The sequence below is a fragment of the Micromonospora sp. NPDC047467 genome (genome assembly GCF_040643095.1).
In the GTDB taxonomy this organism is placed as follows: Bacteria; Actinomycetota; Actinomycetes; order Mycobacteriales; family Micromonosporaceae; genus Micromonospora.
This window is the reverse complement of sequence record NZ_JBEYTO010000005.1, coordinates 355,700-369,626: the sequence shown is the minus strand read 5'-3', so window position 1 is coordinate 369,626 and position 13,927 is coordinate 355,700. Positions and strand designations below refer to the sequence as shown.

At 70.9% G+C, this 13,927-nt stretch carries 20 protein-coding genes; 12 read left to right on the top strand and 8 right to left on the bottom strand.

Annotated features, from left to right (window positions below):
- The first annotated feature begins 244 nt into the window (after positions 1-244).
- The 3 genes from ABZ780_RS17120 to ABZ780_RS17110 all read left to right on the top strand — a co-directional run bounded on the left by ABZ780_RS17120 (position 245) and on the right by ABZ780_RS17110 (position 2,089).
- Positions 245-1,339 (top strand): 3-deoxy-7-phosphoheptulonate synthase, encoded by a 1,095-nt coding sequence (locus ABZ780_RS17120; protein WP_357007954.1) that lies wholly within the window; start codon positions 245-247, stop codon positions 1,337-1,339.
- A gap of 307 nt (positions 1,340-1,646) precedes the next feature.
- Positions 1,647-1,871, top strand: a complete 225-nt coding sequence (locus ABZ780_RS17115; protein WP_357007952.1) for a hypothetical protein — start codon at positions 1,647-1,649, stop codon at positions 1,869-1,871.
- A gap of 23 nt (positions 1,872-1,894) precedes the next feature.
- The gene (locus tag ABZ780_RS17110; protein WP_053653058.1) at positions 1,895-2,089 is read left to right on the top strand and encodes a hypothetical protein; all 195 of its coding nucleotides are present in this window, start codon (positions 1,895-1,897) and stop codon (positions 2,087-2,089) included.
- A 64-nt stretch (positions 2,090-2,153) separates the two neighbouring features.
- Here the strand turns inward: ABZ780_RS17110 and ABZ780_RS17105 are convergent, their stop codons facing one another.
- Genes ABZ780_RS17105 through ABZ780_RS17095 form a run of 3 tightly spaced genes read right to left on the bottom strand, consistent with a single transcriptional unit; the run spans position 2,154 to position 3,414 of the window.
- The gene (locus tag ABZ780_RS17105) at positions 2,154-2,690 is read right to left on the bottom strand and encodes a DUF1360 domain-containing protein (protein ID WP_357007950.1); all 537 of its coding nucleotides are present in this window, start codon (positions 2,688-2,690) and stop codon (positions 2,154-2,156) included.
- A 56-nt stretch (positions 2,691-2,746) separates the two neighbouring features.
- Positions 2,747-3,076, bottom strand: coding sequence for a hypothetical protein (locus ABZ780_RS17100; protein ID WP_357007947.1), 330 nt, complete (start codon positions 3,074-3,076; stop codon positions 2,747-2,749).
- A complete protein-coding gene (locus ABZ780_RS17095) occupies positions 3,076-3,414 on the bottom strand; it encodes a DUF6158 family protein (RefSeq protein ID WP_357007944.1) in 339 nt (112 codons plus the stop codon). Before ABZ780_RS17095 ends, ABZ780_RS17100 begins: the two co-directional genes overlap by 1 nt.
- Before the next feature lie 130 nt (positions 3,415-3,544).
- Between ABZ780_RS17095 and ABZ780_RS17090 the strand changes: the two genes are divergently transcribed.
- Positions 3,545-3,982: a hypothetical protein gene (locus tag ABZ780_RS17090; protein WP_357007941.1), complete on the top strand. Its 438-nt coding sequence runs from the start codon at positions 3,545-3,547 to the stop codon at positions 3,980-3,982.
- A 26-nt stretch (positions 3,983-4,008) separates the two neighbouring features.
- Positions 4,009-4,335 (top strand): DUF3817 domain-containing protein, encoded by a 327-nt coding sequence (locus ABZ780_RS17085; RefSeq protein WP_357007939.1) that lies wholly within the window; start codon positions 4,009-4,011, stop codon positions 4,333-4,335.
- An 18-nt stretch (positions 4,336-4,353) separates the two neighbouring features.
- Here the strand turns inward: ABZ780_RS17085 and ABZ780_RS17080 are convergent, their stop codons facing one another.
- Positions 4,354-4,836: a DUF6232 family protein gene (locus ABZ780_RS17080; protein ID WP_357007936.1), complete on the bottom strand. Its 483-nt coding sequence runs from the start codon at positions 4,834-4,836 to the stop codon at positions 4,354-4,356.
- 537 nt (positions 4,837-5,373) lie between these two features.
- Between ABZ780_RS17080 and ABZ780_RS17075 the strand changes: the two genes are divergently transcribed.
- Positions 5,374-6,351, top strand: a complete 978-nt coding sequence (locus ABZ780_RS17075) for an NlpC/P60 family protein (protein ID WP_357007934.1) — start codon at positions 5,374-5,376, stop codon at positions 6,349-6,351.
- A 72-nt stretch (positions 6,352-6,423) separates the two neighbouring features.
- Here ABZ780_RS17075 and ABZ780_RS17070 read toward each other — a convergent pair whose 3' ends face one another.
- The 3 genes from ABZ780_RS17070 to ABZ780_RS17060 form a co-directional block, all read right to left on the bottom strand.
- Positions 6,424-7,374 carry a sigma-70 family RNA polymerase sigma factor gene (locus tag ABZ780_RS17070; protein ID WP_357007932.1) on the bottom strand — a complete coding sequence of 317 codons (951 nt, stop codon included), beginning with the start codon at positions 7,372-7,374 and terminating at the stop codon, positions 6,424-6,426.
- Positions 7,375-7,823: 449 nt separating this feature from the next.
- Positions 7,824-8,780: an N-acetylmuramic acid 6-phosphate etherase gene (locus ABZ780_RS17065; RefSeq protein ID WP_357486574.1), complete on the bottom strand. Its 957-nt coding sequence runs from the start codon at positions 8,778-8,780 to the stop codon at positions 7,824-7,826.
- Positions 8,777-9,691 carry a MurR/RpiR family transcriptional regulator gene (locus ABZ780_RS17060; protein ID WP_357486573.1) on the bottom strand — a complete coding sequence of 305 codons (915 nt, stop codon included), beginning with the start codon at positions 9,689-9,691 and terminating at the stop codon, positions 8,777-8,779. The genes ABZ780_RS17065 and ABZ780_RS17060 overlap by 4 nt, the downstream gene beginning before the upstream one ends.
- Positions 9,692-9,943: 252 nt before the next feature.
- Between ABZ780_RS17060 and ABZ780_RS17055 the strand changes: the two genes are divergently transcribed.
- Complete coding sequence (locus ABZ780_RS17055; RefSeq protein ID WP_357486571.1) at positions 9,944-10,636, top strand: SDR family NAD(P)-dependent oxidoreductase; 693 nt, start codon at positions 9,944-9,946, stop codon at positions 10,634-10,636.
- On the opposite strand, the gene ABZ780_RS17050 is transcribed toward ABZ780_RS17055, so the two are convergent.
- Positions 10,621-11,313 (bottom strand): thymidylate kinase, encoded by a 693-nt coding sequence (locus tag ABZ780_RS17050; protein WP_357486648.1) that lies wholly within the window; start codon positions 11,311-11,313, stop codon positions 10,621-10,623. The two genes, ABZ780_RS17055 and ABZ780_RS17050, sit on opposite strands and share 16 nt — an antisense overlap.
- Before the next feature lie 119 nt (positions 11,314-11,432).
- Here ABZ780_RS17050 and ABZ780_RS17045 point away from each other — a divergent pair, with 119 nt between their 5' ends.
- From ABZ780_RS17045 to ABZ780_RS17025, 5 genes are all read left to right on the top strand, one after another.
- A complete protein-coding gene (locus ABZ780_RS17045) occupies positions 11,433-12,080 on the top strand; it encodes a nucleotidyltransferase (protein WP_357007923.1) in 648 nt (215 codons plus the stop codon).
- A complete protein-coding gene (locus ABZ780_RS17040; protein ID WP_357007920.1) occupies positions 12,077-12,352 on the top strand; it encodes a hypothetical protein in 276 nt (91 codons plus the stop codon). The genes ABZ780_RS17045 and ABZ780_RS17040 overlap by 4 nt, the downstream gene beginning before the upstream one ends.
- Positions 12,353-12,362: 10 nt before the next feature.
- On the top strand, positions 12,363-13,139 hold the full coding sequence (locus tag ABZ780_RS17035; protein WP_357007917.1) for a metallophosphoesterase: 777 nt from the start codon (positions 12,363-12,365) through the stop codon (positions 13,137-13,139).
- Positions 13,130-13,273: a GPGG-motif small membrane protein gene (locus tag ABZ780_RS17030; RefSeq protein WP_007464364.1), complete on the top strand. Its 144-nt coding sequence runs from the start codon at positions 13,130-13,132 to the stop codon at positions 13,271-13,273. Before ABZ780_RS17035 ends, ABZ780_RS17030 begins: the two co-directional genes overlap by 10 nt.
- A gap of 159 nt (positions 13,274-13,432) precedes the next feature.
- Positions 13,433-13,927, top strand: a complete 495-nt coding sequence (locus ABZ780_RS17025; RefSeq protein WP_357486570.1) for a TspO/MBR family protein — start codon at positions 13,433-13,435, stop codon at positions 13,925-13,927.

The window sequence follows — 13,927 nt, the reverse complement described above, 5'->3', positions numbered from 1 at the left end:
CCGGCACGCGGTGTTCACCCCGCATCTTGGGACGACAATCGCGTTGCGCAGCCGGTCGGGTACGCTAGGCCCCGTGACGAGGTCGTATCGATGGTTTAGGCAGCCGGCTGGCACGCCGGTGACTTCTCCATGATCTGACGTCACCACGGACCAAGCCGGCCGGGCAGGAGCTCTCGTTCCTGCCCTTTTGCGTACGAGCAGCCGGCTCGTCCCGGGCACCGGCCCCGGCACGGTCGGCGGAAGGATGCCCACCGTGACCACCCCGGAGACCGATCGCGTCAGCGATCAGCGGATTGACCGTGTCGTCCCGTTGACCACCCCCGCGTTGCTGCACCACGAGTTGCCCCTGGACGCCTCGCTGGCCTCGGCCGTGCTGACCGGCCGTCGCGCGGTGAGTCGCGTACTGGACCGCGAGGACGACCGCCTGCTGGTGGTGGTCGGCCCCTGCTCGGTGCACGACCCGGCAGCCGCCCTCGAGTACGCCGAGCGTCTGCGCATCGTCGCTGACCGGCTCGCCGACGACGTGCTGATCGTCATGCGGGTCTACTTCGAGAAGCCGCGCTCGACGGTGGGCTGGAAGGGCCTGATCAACGACCCGGGGCTGGACGGCAGCGGCGACGTCAACACCGGCCTGCGGCTCGCCCGTGCGCTGCTGCTCGACGTGCTGCGCCTCGGCCTGCCGGTGGGCTGCGAGTTCCTCGACCCGATCTCGCCGCAGTACATCGCGGACACGGTGGGTTGGGGGGCGATCGGCGCCCGCACCGTGGAGAGCCAGGTGCACCGCCAGCTCGCCTCCGGGCTGTCCATGCCGATCGGCATGAAGAACCGCCCTGACGGCAGCATCGGCACCGCCGTGGACGCGATCCGCGCCGCCGCCGTGCCGCACGTCTTCCCCGGCATCGACTTCTCCGGCACCCCGGCGATCATGCACACCCGCGGCAACACGGACGGGCACCTGGTGTTGCGCGGTGGTGGCGGCCGACCCAACTACGACGCCGAGTCGGTGGCCGGCGCGCTCGACCTGCTGCGCGCGGCCGGGCTGCCGGAGCGGCTGGTGATCGACGCCAGCCACGCCAACAGCGGCAAGGACCACCGCAACCAGCCGAAGGTCGTCGCGGACGTGGCCGCCCAGATGGCCGACGGCCAGCGCGGGATCACCGGCGTGATGCTGGAGTCGTTCCTGCTGCCCGGCCGGCAGGATCTCGACCCGACCCGCGAGCTGGTGTACGGCCGCTCGGTCACCGACGCCTGCCTGGGCTGGGATGACACCGCCGAGGTGCTCGACCACCTGGCCACGGCCGTGCGTGCCCGCCGGGCCACCCTGCCGGCCCACTCCTGACGGTGTGAGAGCGGTCACGACCATGGCCGGAACACAGGCGGGGGTTGGTCCGTTGACAGGGGTGTCGGTGTGTCAAGTGTCCCCGGGCCTCACCTAAATAGCCCTCGCGGAATACCGTTCGGCTGGAGCCGCGTCGCGCCACTCGCCGAGAGGCGACCTGCACACCGACACCAGCGCCGCCCCCGGCTCACGAGGCTCGGGGGCGGCGCTGTCTTTCCTCCCGACGAGCGCAGAGGAAAGACGCCACGGTCCGGTGCGAGCCGCTGGGGCGGCGTTTGACCGATTCTGGCCCGGGTAGCTGATCCGCGTGACCGACGACGCATCCGTGGCCGGCGAGCCGGACACCCGAGCCCTCGACGACCTGCTCGACGACCTCTACCGGGGTCAGGAGCGGATCACCCAGGCGGACATCTACCGCCGGGCGGTCGCCGCCGAACTCCCGCCGGACCTGCTCGCCCGGATCGACGCGCTGCCCGAGGGCGAGTACGCGGTGGACGAGGCCAGCGACCTGTTGGGCGGTTCCGTCGGGTGAGCGACCTCAGAAGGGACATCGACATGACGCACCACGAGGACCACGACGAGAAGGTGCCCGCGCTCGGCCAACCGCCGAAGGGCAGGGACACCACGCCCGAGCCGGACTTCGCCAACGAGCACGACAAGACGGCGGTGGACCGGGACATCATCACCGGGGCGGACGAGGACGAACGGGAGCCGGAGTCGCCGCACGGCTGGTCCGGCATGCAGCGCTGACGCGCCGACGAAAGCGAATGCGGGGGCTGGCGATGGCCAGCCCCCGCATCGTTCGCCGTAGGTCTCAGTCGTCGTGCCCGCCCTCGGCGGCCTGCTGCGCCGTCGCGTACGCCATCTGGAGGAAGTCGGACGCGGCGACCGCGGTCAGCGCGGTGGCCACCAGTCGGGTCAGCCGGGGAGCGAGCACCAGACCACCGGTCAGCCCGGTCGCCACCCACACCGCCAGGCAGAACGGGCAGCTCAGCAGCTCCCCGATCGCGTGCCGGGTGGAGCTGCCCGAGTCGCGGACCTGCTCCATCACCTCGCCGCTGCCGATCGGCCGGTCATACCGGGTGAACGGCGCCCGCAGCGGGCTGGTCACCGCGTCCTTGGACAGCAGCCGGCTGAGCTTGTGCGTGGCGATGGAGAGCAGCACCACGTCGGCCGGGGCGGGCCGCTCGGGCACCGGCCGACCGGTCGCCTTGACCAGACCGGCGAGCGCCCCGGTCACTCCTGCATAGGTGCCCATCGCCACCAGGTATCCGCCGAGCGGACGGTGTTCGTGCGGCGCGTACGCCCGGCGCAGCCGCGCCACCCTGTGTCGCAGGCCAGTGTCGGTCACCCGGTCTCCTCGCATGTCGTCGTGGTGCGGGGTTTCGGTGCGGGGTCGGGGCGCTCTCAGCCGGCCTGGAGGTTGTCGGCGACCTCGCGGACGAGGTTGGTCAGCGCCTCGTCGGCCAGTTGGTCCGGACCCGACCCGCCCGAGCCGTCGGTCAGGTCGAGTTGGATCCGAGCGCCACCGGAGTCCGCGGGATGCACCCGGATCTCCGCGGACCAGTCGGCGTCACCCCAGCGGGCTCGCAGTTCCTCGCCGTCGATCTCGGCGGCGGGGCTGCCGTCGCCGCGCAACGGCTCGGGCAGCCACGCCGAAGCCCGGGACGGGTCGGTTGCCGTGTTGAAGACCACCTCGGGTGGCGCGGACATGCCTCGTACCGCACGCGCCGCCATCAGTCACCCCGCAGGCGGCTCGGGTCGACCTCCCGGCCGGGGTGACGGGCCAGGTACTCGGTTTCGAGTTCGGCCGTGCGCCGCAGGTGGCTGGCGAGGGCGGAGTCCGAGGCGTGGCGGAGGGTGTCCAGCCGCGTGCGGTGCAGGCTGTGCATCTCGCGGATCAGATCCTCGTCGGTCAGCTCCGTCGGGTCGACGCCGAGCGCGTCGCCGTCGAGAACCGCGCCGCCCGGGTCGGCGAGATGGTCGCCGCTCCATTCGGACACCCGCTGCTCGGGGCTCATGTCCGCGCTGCCGCTGGACACGGAACCGTCCTCGCGTACCGATCCGGTCATCATCGCCCCCCTGGTCTCGTTTGGGCTGGCGTCTAGACGGATGCCCAAAGCCGGTGATGCCAAACCACCCCGGCCCCGCGACAACTACGACACGGTGTCGGAGAGCGGCACGGTCCCCGGTACTCTCGACGGCATGAGGTGGCTCTGGACCCCGGCGTGGATCGCACGTCACGTGGCCATGGTCGTGCTGGTCGTGAGCTTCCTCGGGCTGGGCTGGTGGCAGATCAGCCGGGCCGCCGCCGGCAACAGCATCAGCTGGGGGTACGCGGTCGAGTGGCCGGTCTTCGCCGCCTTCGTGGTCTACGTCTGGTGGCGGGAGGTGCGACTGGCCCGCCGCAACGCGGAGGCAGCCGCCGAGCCCCCGGCCGACACCGCCGAGCTTCCGGCCGACACCGCCGAAGCGCCGGCCGCGACCAGCGGTGGCCGCCCGGCGGTACGCCGACCGGTACGGGTGTCCCGGGTGCCGGCGACCGCCCCGCCGGCCGACGACGCCGACCTGGCCGCCTACAACGACTACCTGTCATGGTTGAACGCCAATCCGGGCGCCCGGCCCGGTGACTATCCCGGCTGAGCCGGGGCTCGGAAGGACGGACGACGGTGGGCGCAGCCCTTACCCGCTACCGCGTGATCGCCTGGATCGTGGGCGTGGCGCTGATCCTGCTGGTCGTGATCGGCATGCCGCTGAAGTACGGGTTCGACGAACCGATCGTGGTGGAGTTCGTGGGGCAGGCTCACGGCTTCCTCTACATGGTCTACCTGCTGGCCGCGTTCGACCTGAGCCGCCGGGCCGAGTGGCCGCTGAAGCGGATGATCCTGGTGATGCTGGCCGGCACCGTGCCGTTCGTCTCGTTCTACGCCGAGCGCCGGGTCAGCGGCTGGCTGAACCGGCCCGCGGACCGTACGCCGGAGCCGGTCGCCAGCTGACCGCTGCGACGGGTCGGGTCAGCGGCTGGGCCGCCACGGCTCGGCCGAGGCGACCGGGTCCGCCCAGCCGCCGTACCGGTTGACCTCCCGTGCCCGCAGCAGCGCCCGGGTGACCTGGCCGAACTGCCGCTCGTCGTCGGCGCTGAACAGCAGCGTCTCCGTTCCCCGGTACCACCCCCACAACTCGTGCGGCGGTGGCCGCCAGCGATCGCCGACCAGGGCCAGCGCCGCCGGCAGCAGGAACACCGCACCGAGAATGAGGTACGCCCCGGCGGTCAGCCGTTGCAGGCCGCCGGTGAAGCCGAGCAGCAGACCGACCGCGCCGATCATGGAAGCGGTGATCACGACGGCCCGGACGGCGATCCGGTCGTGCGGGCCTCGGGTGGTCCGCAAATGGGTCAGGTCGACGATGCGGTAGCTGGTGCGGCCGACGGTGAACCGGTCGACGGTGACGATGATGCCGGGTCGCGCGTACAGCAGGGTCGACCTGGCACTGGGCACCGTTCGCTGCGGTCGCGTCCCTGCGCCTTCACGATTCACGGTTCCTCCCGCGGGGGCGGCTCGCCGGGGCCCGCCAACCACGGGCATCGTTGTCTATCGACGGGATTCCCGGCTCCGGCCTCAATTGTGTTCGGCCTCCGCCAGCCCACCTGGGCATTTACCGGCTTCCGACAGCTCACCCGGACGGACGACATGGTTGTGAAACAGCATCCATTTCAGGTTTTGTCGGTTATCACGGTCCGCTATCCGGCGGCATACGCCCGGAACGACGAAAGTCGGATACCAGTCAATTGGCGACAGAAGGGACTCTCGACGCCTTGTGCCCGCGTCAGCAGCCACGATTGAGTCACCGACCGCAGCGGTACTTCCCGTCACTTCGCCAACATTCGCCCCTGCTTCAACTGCGAGCGACAACCGTCCCGGGTTAGGTTGGGCGAGCCGGTCTGGCCCAGTGCCGTCCGCCCGGATGGCCCCGGCCGGTGTCGCCGAGGGCGTCAGCAGCCCCGTCGGCGACCGTGGGAGAGGGGCCTTTCGCTCTTGTCATCCCTGAGATACCTGCTGCGCACCATGGCGCTGGTCGGCATGTCGGCCGCGCTGATCGCGCCGACGGCGGTGGCTCACGCCGAGCCGTCCCCCGCCGACCTGACCCGCCGGATCGAGACGTCCTCGGCCGAGTTGGAGCGGGTCGTGGAGTCGTACAACAAGCTCAACGAGCAGATCAAGGCAAACAAGAGCACGGTGGCCCGATTACAGGCCCGCATCGGCCCGCTGGAGCAGCAGGCCGAGCAGAGCAGGGCCGACGTCGCCGAACTGGCCAACTCCGCGTACAAGAGCGGTGGTCTGCGGACCGCGGACGCGCTGCTGCGCCCCGGCGGTTCCGCCGCGCTGCTGGACCGGCTCGGCACGCTCGACCAGCTGACCCGTCAACGGCAGGAGCGCATCTCCGGTTTCACCGCGGACCAGCGGCGGTTGCTCGACGAGAAGGCGCGTCTGGACGCCACGCTGGCCCGGCAGGCCGCGCAGGCCCGCGAACTCGCGGCGGGCAAGAAGCGCATCGAGAACGACCTGGCCAAGCTCTACGAGCTGCGCCGACAGGCGTACGGCTCGGCCACCGAACGGCCCGCGCCCCATACGGCGAAGGCCGAGGCCAAGAACGTGCCGGCCGTGTCCGGGGATGCCGGCACGGCGGTGCGCTACGCCTTCGGCGCGCTGGGCAAGCCGTACGTGTGGGCGGCCGACGGTCCGAACGGCTACGACTGTTCCGGACTGACCTCGGCGGCCTGGCGGGCCGCTGGCAAGTCGCTGCCGCACAACACCCGCATGCAGTGGAACGCGGTCACCCACATCGGCAAGGGCGACCTGCGGCCGGGGGACCTGGTCTTCTACAGCGGGCTCGGGCACGTCGCCCTCTACGTGGGTGGCGGCCAGGTGATCGACGCACCGAGCGCCGGCCGCAACGTCCTCAAGCGCGGCATGAACATGATGCCGATTCAGGGCTACGGTCGGGTCCGCTAGCAACGACCGGATACGGCGAACGGCCGGCGTCCCCCTATCGGACGCCGGCCGTTCGCCGTCATTACTACCAGGTCAGGCTGCCTGCAGCCCCTCCGCGCGGGCAAGCTCACGCAGCCGGCCGAGGGCCTGGATCTCCAGCTGGCGGATCCGCTCGCGGGACAGCGAGAACCGGGACGCGACCTCGGTGAGCGAGTGCTCGCGGCCGTCCTCCAGCCCGTAACGGGCCCGCATGATGCCGGCGGACCGGTCGTCGAGGTGGTTGAGCAGACCCTCGATGCGCTGCCGCTCCAGGCCGCTGAGGACGATGTCCTCCGGCGACGGCGCGTCACTGTCAGCGACCAGGTCGCCGAGACTCGTGTCGCCGTCGTCGCCCACCGGAGTGTCCAGCGAGACGGTGTCCTGCGACCAGCGGCGCAGCTCGTTGACCCGCTCGACGGTGACGCCGAGCGACGCCGCGATCTGCTCCGGCTCCGGGTCGGCACCGAGCTCACGGGTGAGCTGCCGGGCCACGTTGCGCATCCGGTTGACGTCCTCCACCAGGTGCACCGGCAGTCGGACGGTGCGCTCCTGCTGGGCGATCGCCCGGCTGATGGCCTGGCGGATCCACCAGGTGGCGTAGGTGGAGAACTTGTAGCCACGCTCGTAGTCGAACTTCTCGACCGCCCGGACGAGGCCGGTGTTGCCCTCCTGGATCAGGTCCAGCATGGGCATGCCCGAGCGCACGTAGCGGCGGGCGATCGACACGACGAGTCGCAGGTTGGCGCGGATGAAGAGGTCCTTCGCTCGCTCGCCCTCGACGACCAGCCACTCCAGGTCGGTCAGGTCGACGCTGGCGGGAACGGCGTCCTCACCGAGCAGGTGCTCGGCGTAGAGGCCGGCCTCGATCGCCTTGGAGAGTTCGACCTCCTTGGCGGCGTCCAGCAGTGGCGTCCGGGAGATCTCGTGCAGGTAGACGCCGACCAGGTCGCGCTCCTCGGCCACCTCGTCGGTGCGCATGCCGATGTTCTTGTCCACGTTGCCCACGGTCCCCTCGCTCGCGCCGGTTGCCCGGTTCCTTGCCAGTCCCCACGTCAGTCAGCCCCTGGTAACTTCTGCTGTGCCCATCGGTGCTGACACCTACACAACAGATGAGACGTCTCGGGGATTCCATGTCGTGAGTCGAAAGTGTCACGAATGCCTGAGTAGTTGCTGAGAGCACGGTCCATGTTTGCTGTCAGCACCCGCCGGGTAGCTCGCCGCTGGGCACCTCAAACGGGTTGGCGGGTCGACGAATCGCCGAACGCCCGCACCATGGCAACACCGCCCGCCGCAGGGGCACAGCGACCCGGGTCACCACCGCGCTGCGATCCTGGTCACTGCCAGATACGCACCGGCGGACCGGTCGGTTCATTCACAGGGTGTTATTACCCCCCGCCCCGATGAACAATCCGGAGCCCCGTTCGCTTCCCGCCGGCAGGGGTGGGTGCCGCGGGCTAGGAGGCGAGCAGGGCGAGGGCGCCGCGTACCTGGTCAGCGGAGCGCGCCAACGCGACCCGCGCGGCAGCGACCTCGGCACCGGAGACCAGCGAAACCAGCGCCGTCTTCAGGTCGCCGTCGGCCTCGTTGAGTGCCCGCCGAGAAACCTCCTCGGAGCATCCGGTCGCCTCGACCAGGATCGAGATCATTCGTCCGCGAAGCTTCGCGTTGGTGGCGACCATATCGATCATGAGGTTCGAGTAGACCCGCCCCAGGCGCACCATGACGGCGGTGGAGAACGTGTTGAGCACCAACTTCTGCGCTGTGCCCGCCTTCATCCGGGTCGACCCGGTGACCACCTCGGGTCCGGTGTCCACCCCGATGAACACGTCGACGGACCGGGCCGCCTCCGCCTCCGGATTGGCGCAGAGCAGCACCGTCGAGGCACCCGTGACGCGGGACGCGGCCAGCGCCCCGAGGACGTACGGGGTGCGCCCGCTGGCGGCGAGACCGACCACCAGGTCACCCGCGCGCACACATCCGGCGGCCTCGACCGCGCCGCCCTGATCGTCGTCCTCGGCGTCCTCCACGGCCCGCCACATGGCGTCCGGCCCGCCGGCCAGGTGGGCGCAGAACCAGTGCCGGGGCGAGTTGAAGGTGGGTGCCAGTTCGGCCGCGTCGAGCACGCCCAGCCGACCCGAGGTGCCGGCACCGAAGTAGTGCACCCGGTGGCCACCGCGCAGCGCCGCGACGGCCAGGTCGACCGTGGCGGCGATCTCGTCGAGCACCGCCGCGACCGCCCCCGGCACCCGCCGGTCGGCTTCGTTGATCACGGTGAGCACGTCCCGGGTCGACATCAGGTCGAGGTCGACGCTGAGCGGGTTACGGCGTTCGGTGGGGGCGCCCACCCGGACCGTCGGGCGGGCGGGTGGTGCTGACATTGCCTCGTCCGGCTCCACCGAACCGGGCGTCATGCCCGCCTCCGGTTGGCACCCACCCGGTGGGACTGGACCGCCTCGGCGGTCGCCTCAAGGGCCTTGCGGGCGCGGGACCGGTTGCGGGCCGCCACCCCGACGAAGAGGCAGTCGACCACGGTGAGCTGGGCCAGTCGGCTGGCCGTCGCACCGGAGCGGTACGTCGTCTCCCGGGCTGCGGTGGTCAGCACGAAATCGGCCACGTCGGTGATCGGCGAGCGCGGGAAGTTGGTCAGCGCGACCGTGCTGGCGCCCCGCGTCCGGGCCTGCTCCAGCACCTCGATCACGTCGGAGGTGGTGCCGGTGTGCGAGATGCCGATCGCCACGTCACCCCGGCCGAGCAGGGCGGCCGACGTCAACGCGGTGTGCACGTCCGGGAAGTAGAAGGCGATCCGGCCGATGCGGTGCAGCTTCTGCTGAAAGTCGGAGGCGACGAAACCGCTGGCGCCCGCGCCGTAGATGTCGATCCGTCCGGCGCCCGCGATCGCTTCGACCACCTGCTCGCAGACGGCCGGGTCGAGCTGCTCGGCGGTCTCCTCGACCGCGCGGGCGTCGTTGAACGCGATCGTGGCGATGATCTGCGCGAGGTCGGCGCCGGGCGGGATGTCACCGCCGACCACCCGGGCGTCCGGCGGCTCGATCCGGCGGGCGGCCTCGGCGGCGAGCCGGATGCGCAGCTGCGGGTAACCGTCCATGCCGACCGACCGGCAGAACCGGATGACGGTCGCCTCGGATGTCTCGGCGGCGGTGGCGAGATCGGTGATCGTCCGACGTGCGGCGGCGGCCGGGTCGGCGACGACCAGGCGGGCGACCCGCTGCTCGGCCGGCGACAGCGAGGGCAGCAGCCCACTGATGTGGACGATCAGCCCACCGGGCTCGTGATTCACAGAAATCTTCGGACTCTTCGCCACGGATGAAACTTACTTTCACCAAGCGTGAGCGTCAACCATGACTCCACGTGTTGGGGAAAGTACCGCCGAACGGGCGACTCCGTCCGGCCAAGCGTGCCACCGTCCAGACGGCACCGCCTCCCCCGGCGGGTCCGGTCACCTCGCCGTACGGTGCCGCGGGTGCGGCGATCCGGGTCCGGCCGGACCGTACAGCCGACCCGACCGCCCACACCGGGCAGGGCCACGGGCTCCCAAGGCACTAGCGTGGGCCGCATGGCGGAACGCAGTGTGCTGGTCACCGGAGGTTCGGGCGGGCTGGGCGGGGCGGTCACCAGCACCTTCCTGGCGGCAGGCTGGCGGGTGGTCGTACCCGAGAGGCAGGGTCGGCCCGGGTCGGAGCCGGCGGCGGACGACCTGGTCCGACTGATCGCGGACCTGAGCGACCCGGCCGGCGCGGCCCGCGCGGTCGAGGCGGCGACCGACGACCCGGCGGCGCCGCTGCGGGCGGTGGTCAACCTGGTCGGCGGGTACGCCAGCGGCGGGCTGGTGCACGAGACGCCGGTCGACGAGTTCGAGCGGATGCTCACCGTCAACCTGCGGCCCACCTACCTGGTCACCCAGGCCGCGTTGCCGCACCTCGTGGCCGCCGGCGGCGGCGCGGTGGTCTGCGTGTCGGCCCGCGCGGCGGTCGCACCGTTCCCCGGCGCGGCCGGCTACGTCACCGCGAAGGCTGCGGTGCTCGCCTTCGCCAACGCGGTCGCGGTGGAGTACCGGTCCCGGAACGTGCGCTGCAACACCGTGCTGCCCAGCATCATCGACACCCCGGCGAACCGGGCTGCCCAGCCCGCCGCCGACCACTCCCGCTGGGTCTCCCCCGCCGAGATCGCGCCGGTGGTCCACTTTCTCGCGTCGGCCGATTCGGCGCCGACCAGCGGCGCCTCCGTCCCGGTCTACGGACGCGCCTGACCCACCAGCGGGCCGGCACGCTCCGATCGCTGCCCCGTTGACCGGGCGTCGAGGCTGTCATCCGAGGGCAGCCAGGTGGCCAGGTGCGCCCGGATCTGCTCGGTCACCTCGTCGGCCGAACGACCAGCGTCCACCAGCACGAAGGTCGGGTACTCGGGCAGGGTCCGGTACGCGGTGTCCGCCGCGGTGAGCCAACCCATCGTCTCGTGGTCGGTGCCCCGCCGCTCGATGCGTTGGTACGCCTCGGCGGGGTCGACGGCGAGCAGGAACGTCACCTGCGGTGTCGGGAACAGCCGGTAGCCGGCTCGGGCCAACCGCTCCCAGCGTTGCCCGCCGTGCGCCCGGATGCTCGCGTACTGGCAGGCCGAGTAGCGGTCCATCACCGCCGTGCGGCCGGTGAGCAGGCAACTGAGCAGGGCCAGCGCGATGGCGAACCAGCGCAGCACGGACTCCACCGCCATGACGCCGTCGCGCCCGACCAGCCGCTGAGCGTCCGGGCGGCCGAACCGCTGCGCGAGCCGGCCGAGCCAGCGACGCCCGCTGGCGTTGCGGCGGTACTTCGCGGGACGGCCGGCGGCGGTCAGCGCGTCGGCCAACCGGTGTGCCTGCGTGGTCTTGCCCGAACCGTCGATGCCGATCAGGGCGATGGTGCGTAATCGGGTCTTGCCGCGTCGCATCCCCGGTGATCTGGCCACCCTTGACAGGTTATCCGACCCACGCTCAGGTCCTGCGAGGTTTATAGAGCTTCGTCCCCGTTGACACCCGACCGCTACCCCGCCAGGTGTGGGCAACCGGAATGCCGGGTACGGGAGTTCGAATCCAACCGCCTGTCCACCAACATGACCGACGGGAGAGCCAGATGGCTGAGCGCGGGGACGAGAGTCTGGTGCACACCCTCAAAAAGGTCGCCGCCGTGCTCAAGCAGTCCGAGATCCCGTTCGCCCTGGGCGGCAGTTTCGCCGTCTATGCCCACGGCGGCCACTCCAGCGATCACGACGTCGACTTCCTGATCCGCGAGGCCGACGTCGAACGGTCGTTGGAGGCCCTGGTGGCCGCCGGTTTCCGCGCCGAGCGCCCGCCGGAGGACTGGCTGGTCAAGGTCTTCGACGACGAGCGGATGGTGGATCTGATCCACCGGCCGATCGAGACGCCGGTGACCGAGGAGACGTTCGCCGACACGGTCGTGCGACCGGTGGACGCCATCCACATGCCGGTGCTGTCCGCCACCCAGCTGATGGTGCACAAACTGCTGAGCTTCTCCCAGCACTACTGCGACTTCGCCCGCGGCCTGCCGTTGGCCCGGTCGCTGCGGGAGCAGATCGACTGGGAACGGGTACGCAAGGAGACGCAGCACTCGCCGTACGCGGAGGCGTTCCTGGTGTTGCTGGACCGGCTGGAGGTGGTGCCGGACAGCGGCACCCAGCAAGGAGAGGGGACACCGTGACGCACCATCGCGACACCGGCGTCGGGCCACCCGACGAGTACGTCGAGGCGGAGATCCAGCGGCTGCTCGCCGAGGACCCCGCCGTCGCCGAACAGGGGATCACCGTGGTCCGGCGGGAACGCGCCCTCGTGCTCTACGGCGAGGTGGAGAGTCCACATCGGCGCGAGGAGATCCTGCGCCGGGTGGCCGAGCGCTTCCCGGACGTGCCGGTCACCAGCGACATCGGGGTGATCCGCGTCCAGGCGCCCACGGAGATCGAGCAACTGCCCTGAGGGAGGTTCCATGGTGATCCGGATCGCCGCCGTGGGCGACGTGCATCTGGACGAGGACGTGGTCGGTCGGTTCCGTCCGGCGTTGGAGGAACTGCCGGACTGCGCCGACGCGCTGCTGCTGGCCGGGGACCTGACCCGGCACGGCACCGAGGCCGAGGCGCGCTGCGTGGCGCAGGAGTTCGGTGGTCTGGCCGTTCCGGTGGTGACCGTGCTGGGCAACCACGATCATCAGTGTGACGAGGTGCCACAGGTGGTCAAGGTCCTTGAGGACGCGGGCATCACCGTGCTGGAGGGCGACGGCGTCGTGCTGGACTGCGCGGGCGGCCGGCTCGGCATCGCCGGCGTCAAGGGCTTCGGCGGTGGGTTCGCCGGGCGCTGCGCGAGCGACTTCGGCGAGCCGGAAATGAAGTCGTTCGTCCGGACCACCAACGAGAGCGCGGACCGCCTCGGCGCGGCCCTGCGCTCACTGGACTGCGACATGCTGGTCGCGCTCACCCACTACTCGCCGGTGCCCGACACGCTGGCCGGCGAACCGCTGGAGATCTACCCGTTCCTCGGCTCGTACCAGTTGGGGCAGGCGATCGACTCGGCACCCACCGCGCTGGCCCTGCACGGGCACGCGCACGCGGGCAGCGAGCGCGGCACCACCCCGGGCGGGGTACGCGTCCGCAACGTGGCGCACCCGGTGATCAAGCAGGCGTACAGCGTCTTCCATATCGGGGATCAACTCGACACGGACCAGGTTTCCCCGATTGGCGGGTCGGGTAGTCAGAGGTCATGGAGCTGATTCTCTGGATTCTCGCAGTCGTACTCGTGGTCGCCGGTATCCTCGCGCTGTTCCGCCGGCAGATCCTGTGGGGCATCGTCCTCATCGTTGTCGGGCTGTTGGTCGGCCCTGGTGGTGTCAGCATCTTCAATTGACGTCCGCACGTCGTAGGACCGGGACCCGCCGGGGTCGCCGCGACCGGAGCTCCGTCCTCCCGACAGGAGCATCGGCCGCAGCGGCCCCGGCGCTGTCATGTCCGTCGAGGTGCCGACCGATCCGGTTTGATCCGCCGGTGAATCGGCAATATCTCGATGATGGAGGCAACTCAGCACGCGCGACCCACCTCCGGCCGGCGGTCCCTCTGGGCACTTGTCGCCTTCGCCGCGGCGGTCTTCGTCGCGGCCGCGATCGGCGGGCTGGGTGTGCAGGGCACCACCGACGAGTACGCGAGCCTGCAACAGCCCACCTGGGCGCCACCCTCCTGGCTGTTCGGCCCGGTCTGGTCGGCGCTCTACGCGCTGATCGCGGTGGCCGGCTGGCTGGTGTGGCGGCGGGTCGGCTTCTCCCCCGCGCTCTGGGCGTGGACCGCCCAACTGGTGCTCAACGCGATCTGGACCCCGCTGTTCTTCGGCGCGGGGCAGTACGGGCTGGCGTTCGCGGAGATCGTGGTGATGTGGCTGGCGATCGGGCTCACCGTGGTGCTCTTCGCGCGGGTGTCCCGGGTCGCGGCGGCACTGCTGCTGCCGTACTGGGCGTGGGTCACCTTCGCCGCCGCGCTGAACCTGTCGATCTGGCAGCTGAACTCCTGA